This is a genomic window from Streptomyces mutabilis, assembly GCF_014649815.1.
GTDB classification, from domain to species: domain Bacteria; phylum Actinomycetota; class Actinomycetes; order Streptomycetales; family Streptomycetaceae; genus Streptomyces; species Streptomyces mutabilis.
The window spans coordinates 1-1,269 of sequence record NZ_BMTT01000081.1; the positions used below are offsets into that span (position 1 = coordinate 1).

A 1,269-nucleotide genomic window follows, 5' to 3' on the forward strand; every position below is an offset into this window, starting at 1 on the left:
CTGCACATGACCGTGCAGACCGCCGTGCTCATCGAGACCCTGGTCGCCCTGGGCGCCGAGGTCCGCTGGGCCTCGTGCAACATCTTCTCCACCCAGGACCACGCCGCGGCCGCCATCGCCGTCGGCCCGAACGGCACGCCCGACAACCCGCAGGGCGTCCCGGTCTTCGCCTGGAAGGGCGAGACGCTCGAGGAGTACTGGTGGTGCACGGAGCAGGCCCTGACCTGGCCGGACACCCCCACCGGCGGCCCGAACATGATCCTGGACGACGGCGGTGACGCCACCCTCCTGGTCCACAAGGGCGTCGAGTACGAGAAGGACGGCAAGGTCCCCTCGCCCGACACCGCCGAGTCCGACGAGCACCGCGTCATCCTGGAGCTGCTCACCCGCACGGTGAGCCAGAGCCCCCAGAAGTGGACCCGGCTGGCGTCCGAGATCCGCGGCGTGACCGAGGAGACCACGACCGGCGTCCACCGCCTGTACGAGATGCACCGCGACGGCACCCTGCTGTTCCCGGCGATCAACGTCAACGACGCGGTGACGAAGTCGAAGTTCGACAACAAGTACGGCTGCCGCCACTCCCTGATCGACGGCATCAACCGAGCCACCGACGTCCTCATCGGCGGCAAGACCGCCGTCGTCTGCGGCTACGGCGATGTCGGCAAGGGCTGCGCGGAGTCCCTGCGCGGCCAGGGCGCCCGCGTGATCGTCACCGAGATCGACCCGATCTGCGCCCTGCAGGCGGCGATGGACGGCTACCAGGTCACGACGCTGGACGAGGTCGTCGACCAGGCCGACATCTTCGTCACCACGACGGGCAACAAGGACATCATCATGGCCTCGGACATGGCCAAGATGAAGCACCAGGCGATCATCGGCAACATCGGCCACTTCGACAACGAGATCGACATGGCCGGCCTCGCCAAGATCCCCGGCATCGTCAAGGACGAGGTCAAGCCGCAGGTCCACACCTGGACCTTCCCCGACGGCAAGGTCCTCATCGTGCTGTCCGAAGGCCGCCTGCTGAACCTGGGCAACGCCACCGGTCACCCGTCGTTCGTGATGTCCAACTCCTTCGCGGACCAGACCCTGGCCCAGATCGAGCTGTTCACCAAGCCCGACGCATACCCGACCGACGTCTACGTGCTGCCCAAGCACCTGGACGAGAAGGTCGCCCGTCTCCACCTCGACGCCCTCGGCGTCAAGCTGACCACGCTCCGTCCGGAGCAGGCCGAGTACATCGGCGTCAAGGTCGAGGGCCCGTACAAG

1 protein-coding gene is annotated in these 1,269 nt (G+C 67.4%); it reads left to right on the forward strand.

What is annotated here, in order from left to right:
- Window positions 1-1,269, forward strand: a 1,269-nt coding sequence (ahcY, locus tag IE142_RS34710) for an adenosylhomocysteinase (RefSeq protein WP_191889397.1), incomplete at both ends; no start/stop codon positions are given.